Annotated in this window: 5 protein-coding genes and 2 rRNA genes; 2 read left to right on the top strand and 5 right to left on the bottom strand. The window is 63.6% G+C overall.

Annotation, left to right across the window (positions count from 1 at the left end; translation table 11 throughout):
- The 4 genes from U9J41_RS29115 to U9J41_RS29100 form a co-directional block, all read right to left on the bottom strand.
- Nucleotides 1-388 (bottom strand): 16S ribosomal RNA (locus U9J41_RS29115); the annotation flags it as partial.
- A 444-nt stretch (nt 389-832) separates the two neighbouring features.
- On the bottom strand, nt 833-1,981 hold the full coding sequence (ampC, locus tag U9J41_RS29110; protein ID WP_425261315.1) for a class C beta-lactamase: 1,149 nt from the start codon (nt 1,979-1,981) through the stop codon (nt 833-835).
- Nucleotides 1,982-2,089: 108 nt separating this feature from the next.
- On the bottom strand, nt 2,090-2,851 hold the full coding sequence (locus U9J41_RS29105; protein WP_322405688.1) for a LytR/AlgR family response regulator transcription factor: 762 nt from the start codon (nt 2,849-2,851) through the stop codon (nt 2,090-2,092).
- Between the two features lie 3 nt (nt 2,852-2,854).
- Nucleotides 2,855-3,970 (bottom strand): sensor histidine kinase, encoded by a 1,116-nt coding sequence (locus tag U9J41_RS29100; protein WP_322405687.1) that lies wholly within the window; start codon nt 3,968-3,970, stop codon nt 2,855-2,857.
- A gap of 158 nt (nt 3,971-4,128) precedes the next feature.
- Here U9J41_RS29100 and bla point away from each other — a divergent pair, with 158 nt between their 5' ends.
- Entirely contained in the window at nt 4,129-4,995 is an 867-nt protein-coding gene (gene bla / locus U9J41_RS29095; RefSeq protein ID WP_322405686.1) for a subclass B3 metallo-beta-lactamase, read from the top strand.
- Complete coding sequence (locus U9J41_RS29090) at nt 4,992-5,888, top strand: alpha/beta hydrolase (RefSeq protein ID WP_322405685.1); 897 nt, start codon at nt 4,992-4,994, stop codon at nt 5,886-5,888. Before bla ends, U9J41_RS29090 begins: the two co-directional genes overlap by 4 nt.
- A 51-nt stretch (nt 5,889-5,939) precedes the next feature.
- Here U9J41_RS29090 and rrf read toward each other — a convergent pair.
- A 5S ribosomal RNA gene (gene rrf / locus U9J41_RS29085) occupies nt 5,940-6,052 on the bottom strand.
- Nucleotides 6,053-6,058 lie beyond the last annotated feature (6 nt).

The following is a 6,058-nucleotide window of genomic DNA, read 5'->3' as shown; positions in this document are numbered from 1 at the left end:
TGCTGGATCAGGCTTGCGCCCATTGTCCAAAATTCCCCACTGCTGCCTCCCGTAGGAGTCTGGGCCGTGTCTCAGTCCCAGTGTGGCTGGTCGTCCTCTCAGACCAGCTACTGATCGTCGCCTTGGTGAGCCTTTACCTCACCAACTAGCTAATCAGATATCGGCCGCTCCAGGAGCATGAGGCCCGAAGGTCCCCCACTTTCATCCTTAGATCGTATGCGGTATTAGCGTAACTTTCGCTACGTTATCCCCCACTCTTGGGTACGTTCCGATATATTACTCACCCGTTCGCCACTCGCCGCCAGGTTGCCCCGCGCTGCCGTTCGACTTGCATGTGTAAAGCATGCCGCCAGCGTTCAATCTGAGCCAGGATCAAACTCTTCAGTTTAATCTCTGTTTTTGCCGATTTCTCGACAGATCGCTCACTCAAAATACTGACCGTTACTCATTGCTGAGCAACGTATTTCTTTTGTGTGAACATTTGATAATTTAAGCATTCAGCAGCCCCTTAGTTATTCACTAGTGACTGCTGGCACCTCATCAAACGCCCACACTTATCGACTGTTGATTGTTAAAGAACTGTATTCGGTACTGCCTTGCTGCATTTGCGAATCGTTTTGTTCGTCAGCAGCAGAGGAATGAGAGTATGCCGTGCTTCACTTAACTCGTCAACCCCTCTTTTTCTTCAGCACAAGCGGCGTTATCAAACGACCTGGCTCAACTACTTGATTTCGCTGAATTTTCTTGCGCTGCAGAAGCAGGACGCGAACCATAGCAAAACCACACGCGAGTGCGCAAGGGCGATTTGTCGCATCGGCGCGTATTGACGGCATCACGGCGTCAGTTGCTGGAGAATCGCATAGGCGGCCTGCACCCGCGCCGGGATCGGGTAATTCTTATTGGCCAGCATGACGATCCCGACGCGATATTCCGGCACGAACAACACATACGTGCCGAAACCGCGCGTGGCACCAGTCTTGTTGAACAGCGTCCCGCGCGGCGGCGCCTGCGGTGGCTGCAGCCGGGTGGCCGGATTCGGCTCACTGCTCATCTTCGCGGAATTCCCCGCCTGCAGGGCGGCCAGGGTCACGGGTGCACGATACTGTTCCCAACCGAGCCCCTGCACCATATCGCCGATGCGGAAGTAACCCGTGTGCGTGCAATCGATGGCGCGGCGCATCGGCGCCGGCAGGCCGCTCGCGTCGATGTTCTCCTGGACGAAGCGGATCATGTCGGCGGCACTGGACTTGACACCATACGTCTCCGCATCGAACACGCCCGGACTGACGCGCACAGGCCGATTGGTCCTGTCGTAGCCCCAGGCATAGTCGCCCATTGCGCCGGACGGCACGCGGATATGACTGTGCTTCAGGCCCAGCGCGGGAAACAGCCGGCCCTCGACGGCGTCGGCAAAGTCGACGCCCAATGCGCGCGCCGTCACGTGCCCGAACAGGCCGAGGCTCGGGTTCGAATAACGGCGCTGCGTACCGGGCGCCGCGTCCGGCCGCCACGCGCGGAAGTAGGCGAGCATCTGTGCATCCGTCTCGACCTCGTCCGGGAATTGCAGCGGCAGGCCGCCCGGCGTATAAGTGCCCAGTTCGAGCAGGCTGGCGCGGTCGATCGCGCTGTCCGTCAACTGCGGCATATAGGTGCCGGGATGATCGTCGAACGACAGCTTGCCGAGACCCTGGGCATGACAGGCCAGCGTTGCGGTGAGGGTCTTGCTGACGGAGCCCAGTTCGAACAGCGTGTTCTCGGTGACGGGCACGTGGGCCTGTTTCGACGCCTCGCCGTAATTGAAGAACATCGCATGGCCGTCGACGGTGACGGCGACCGCCATGCCGGGCACGTCGTGCTGCGCCATCAGCGGTTGAATGGCACGGTCGACGGCTGCGCGCACGGCGGCCGCATCGACGGCGCCGGCCGTCAGCGGCAACAGGGACAGGCATGCGACGGCGATGGACCGCGTGGGACGTGACAGGGTAAGCAAGGCGTTCTCCGGATCGTTCGTGAGGAGCGACAGTATAAGCAGCACCCTACGTCCCCAGACAGCGCGGCCATCCCGGCAAAACGGCACTTCGTCACATCGTCACATCGCCGCTTTCAAAGCGCCCAGGTAACGCTCGCTGACGGCGACGGCAGCGCCGCATCGCAGCATGAGCCGATACCCGCCGTCGCCGACGGAATCCAGGCGCGCGATCTCGCTACGCCGAACGATCACGCCGCGGTGCACGCGCAGGAAGTCGTCGGTCGCGAGCAGCGTCGCGAGGCGGTTGAGCGTGATGCGATGCAGGACCGTGCGCCCTGCCAGGTGCAGTTCGACGTAATTGCCGGCCGATTCGACCCACAGGATGTCCGCCACGAGGACCTGTTCGATGCGGCCGACGGAGCGCACGTTGATCCGCTCCAGGGCTGCCTTCGCCTGGTCCGCGCCGGCGTCGACATAATCGCGCAAGGCCGCGCCATACGCCTCGCGCTGGCGTTGTCCCAGCATGGCGCCGATGCGCTCGACGGCCTGGCTCAGGCGCGCGTCGTTCAGGGGCTTGAGCAGGTAGTCGAGCGCGTGGACTTCGAACGCGTCGACGGCGTGTTCGCTGTAGGCCGTCACGAACACGATCAGCGGCGGCGCAGGCAGGCGGCTGATCTCGCGCGCGAGCACGAGCCCCGATTCGGCCGGCATCTGGATGTCGAGGAAGATGACGTCGACGTCCTGGACGGACAGCACCGCGCGCGCGGCCGCGGTGCCGTCGCATTCGGCCACGAGCCGCCAGTCCGGATGCGCGGCCAATGCCAGGCGCAGGTTGGCGCGGCTGGGTGCCTCATCGTCGACGATCAGGTAACGCACCGTCATCGCTTACTCCCGGTCCAGCGGCAGGCGCACTTCAGCCACGAAGCGGCCCTCCTGCAAGTCGGTGCGCAGCGACGCGGTGGGATGCATGAGGCGCAGCCGCTCGCGCGTGTTCGCCAGTCCGAGCCCCGCGCCGGGATTGGGCGACGCGTGCGCGCTGGCGGGGTTCGTGACGCGGATCGTGAGCGCCTCGAAGTCGGCCACGAAGGACAGGCGGATATCGCTCGGCCCGTCGCGGCAATCGAGATCGTGGCGCAGCGCGTTCTCGATCAGCGGTTGCAGCAGCAGCGGCGGACAGTCGACGTCGTGCAGCAGCCGGTCTTCGCCATCGATGCGCACCTGCAGCCGGTCGCCGTAACGCAGGCGCTGCAGGTCGAGGTAATCGCGCACGAACTGCAGCTCGGCGGCGACCGTCACCGTGTTGCGCACGCTGGCCGACAGCGCATAGCGCAGCAGGTCGCTCAGGCGGCCGATGCCGCCGAGGGCCAGCGTGCGGTCGCCTTCGCGCACGAGGGCACTGATCGCATTCAGCGCATTGAACAGGAAGTGCGGCTCGAATTGCGCGCGCAGGGCCAGCATGCGCTGCTCTTCCAGCGCGAGACGCAGGTTGAGCATGTCGGTCTGGCTGCGCTGCCACGCCAGGTCGCGCTCGCGCGCCTGACGCCAGTAATGGATGGCGAGGATCGCCGCAAACGTGCCGGTGGTCGAGAACCAGCCGACCAGCAGCATCTTCATCAACAGGCGGCGCGCGTCGTCGAGGCTCGCGACGTGCAGGTAACCGCGCAGCCACGCCATATACGTCCACTGCGCGGGCTGAAACACGAGCACGAGGCCGACGAACAGCAGAAACACGTTGTGCGGACGGGCGATCAATGCGGGCCAGCGCGCCAGTGCCATGCTCAGGCCTGCGCTCAGGACCATCAGCGGCACCGCGTACTCGACGAACCACGTCACCAGCAGGGACGGATAGTGGCTGTCCACGCCGAGGCGCAGGTTGTCGCTGTAGGTCTGCAAGGCGCCGAGGGCGCTGATCGCGGTCCACAAGAGCACCACGATGACGATGTTCCTGGCCGCGGGCGGCATCGAGGGATGGGGGATGGTCGTGTCGGCGTGCTGCGTCATCGGAAAAGTATAGCAGCGGCCTTGCTTGTCCGAAGACCGCGGGCGGCCGCTTCGTCACGTGGAAGCGGCGTTTCGTCACGCGGGGCGGGCCGCGGCGCCGGGCTGGTTGCAGAATCGGCGGCGCAGTCACGATTCTTTATCAACTCTCACGCTACCCCATGAAGAACACAATACGCCTGGCCCTCGCCCTCCTGCTCGGCGGCGCTTCCGCTTCGGCTGGCGCCGGGGCCGACGACTGGTATGCCCCGCAGGATCCGTTCGCCATCTACGGCAACACATATTACGTCGGCACCCATGGCATCAGCGCCGTGCTGATCACGTCGTCGGCCGGCCACATCCTCATCGACGGCGGCCCATCCGGCGCGTCCGCGCAGATCGCAGCGCATATCCGTCAACTCGGCTTCAAGGTCGAGGACATCCATTACATCCTGAATGGGCACGAGCACTTCGACCACGCCGGTGGCATCGCCGCCCTGCAGAAGATGAGTGGCGCCGTGGTGCTGGGTAGCCCTGCGTCCGTCGAGGTGCTGCGGACAGGGCAGCCGGACAAGCGGGACGCGCAGTATCCCAATCTGAAGCCAATGGACCCTGCCGCCAACACGCGCGCCGTACACGATGGCGAGACGGTGAAACTCGGGCCGCTCGCCATCACCGCGCACTTCACGCCGGGGCATACGCTGGGTGCCACCAGCTGGACGTGGCAATCGAGCGAAGACGGCAAGGCGATGCACATGGTGTACGCGGACAGCCTCACCGCCGTCACCGCCGATAGCCGCAGTTTCAGCAGGAACCCGCTGTATCCGAACGCGCGGATGGATCTCGAGCGTTCGATCGCCACAGTCGAAGGACTGGAATGCGACGTGCTCGTGAGCGCGCATCCGGAGTTCGCCGACTTGTGGGAGCGCGCCGCGCGGCAGGCGCAACTCGGACATGCGGCCTTCGTCGATCACGGCGCATGCCGCCAGTACGCGGCCAACGCGCGCACATGGCTGGCGAAGACGCTGGCGGCAGAGGCGCTGCCATGACGGTCATCGGCAAGCTGTTGTTGTCGTGCTGCTTCGCGTCCAGCCTGGCCGCGGCCGTAACGCCGGCACCGTATGTGCTCGACGAGACGGAAGTGCGGGACGTGCACGCGCGCGCGCTGAACCGCGACTATCAGGTGTTCGTTGCGCTGCCGGATTCGTATCGTTCGTCGAACCGGCGTTATCCCGTGTTGTTCGTCACCGACGCTAATTACGCATTCCCGGTCGCGCGCGGCATCGCGCAGCGGCTGGCCAAGCATGCGGGCATGGAAGAGGTGATCGTCGTCGGCCTGTCGTATGCGAAAGGCGACAGCCCCGTGTACAGCCGCCGCCGCGACTACACGCCGGCCGTGCCGCAGCGCCGGGATTATGCTTCCGATATGCCGGGCCGCACACCGGCGTTTGGCGAGGCGCAGGCCTATGGCCGGTTCATCGCCGCCGACGTCTTTCCACTGATCGCCGCGAACTATCGTGCCGACATGAACCGCAAGATCTTTGTCGGCCATTCATATGGCAGCCTTTTGGGCCTGCAGTTGCTGCTGAGTGCGCCGCGCACATTCGACCATTACATCCTCGGCAGCCCTTCGCTGTGGTTCGACCAGGGCGTGATGTTCGAGCGCGAACAGGATTACGCAAAAGGGCACAACGATATGCCGGCCTCCGTGTTTTTCGGTATCGGCGGGCGCGAGACGCTCGGCAAGGACCGGAAACGCGCGCGCACGGAAGAGAATGCGGACATGGTCGCGGATTTATGCGACTTCGACGCTGCACTTAAATCGCACCGCTATCCGAACCTCAAAAGCAGGCTCGAAGTGTTTGCGGACGAGGATCATGCCAGCGTCTTTCCGCTGGTGTTGACCCATGGTTTGCGTGGGTATTTGAAGAAGGTACGTTAGAAAACAAAAAGCCCGCTCAGTATCAACTGAGCGGGCTTTTGCATATAACTAGCCTGACGATAACCTACTTTCACACTGGTTGCAGCACTATCATCGGCGCAAAGTCGTTTCACGGTCCTGTTCGGGATGGGAAGGGGTGGTACCGACTTGCTATGGTCATCAGGCATAAC

This window comes from Massilia luteola, from assembly GCF_034420155.1.
Classification (GTDB): Bacteria; Pseudomonadota; Gammaproteobacteria; order Burkholderiales; family Burkholderiaceae_D; genus Telluria; species Telluria luteola.
Note: the sequence above shows the minus strand (reverse complement) of the source record. Positions and strands in the feature narration are given on the sequence as shown.

Coding starts and splice junctions, on each gene's coding strand:
- U9J41_RS29105 (WP_322405688.1), bottom strand. CDS start 2,851: ATGACGGTGCGTTACCTGATCGTCGACGATGAGGCACCCAGCCGCGCC.
- U9J41_RS29100 (WP_322405687.1), bottom strand. CDS start 3,970: ATGACGCAGCACGCCGACACGACCATCCCCCATCCCTCGATGCCGCCC.
- bla (WP_322405686.1), top strand. CDS start 4,129: ATGAAGAACACAATACGCCTGGCCCTCGCCCTCCTGCTCGGCGGCGCT.
- U9J41_RS29090 (WP_322405685.1), top strand. CDS start 4,992: ATGACGGTCATCGGCAAGCTGTTGTTGTCGTGCTGCTTCGCGTCCAGC.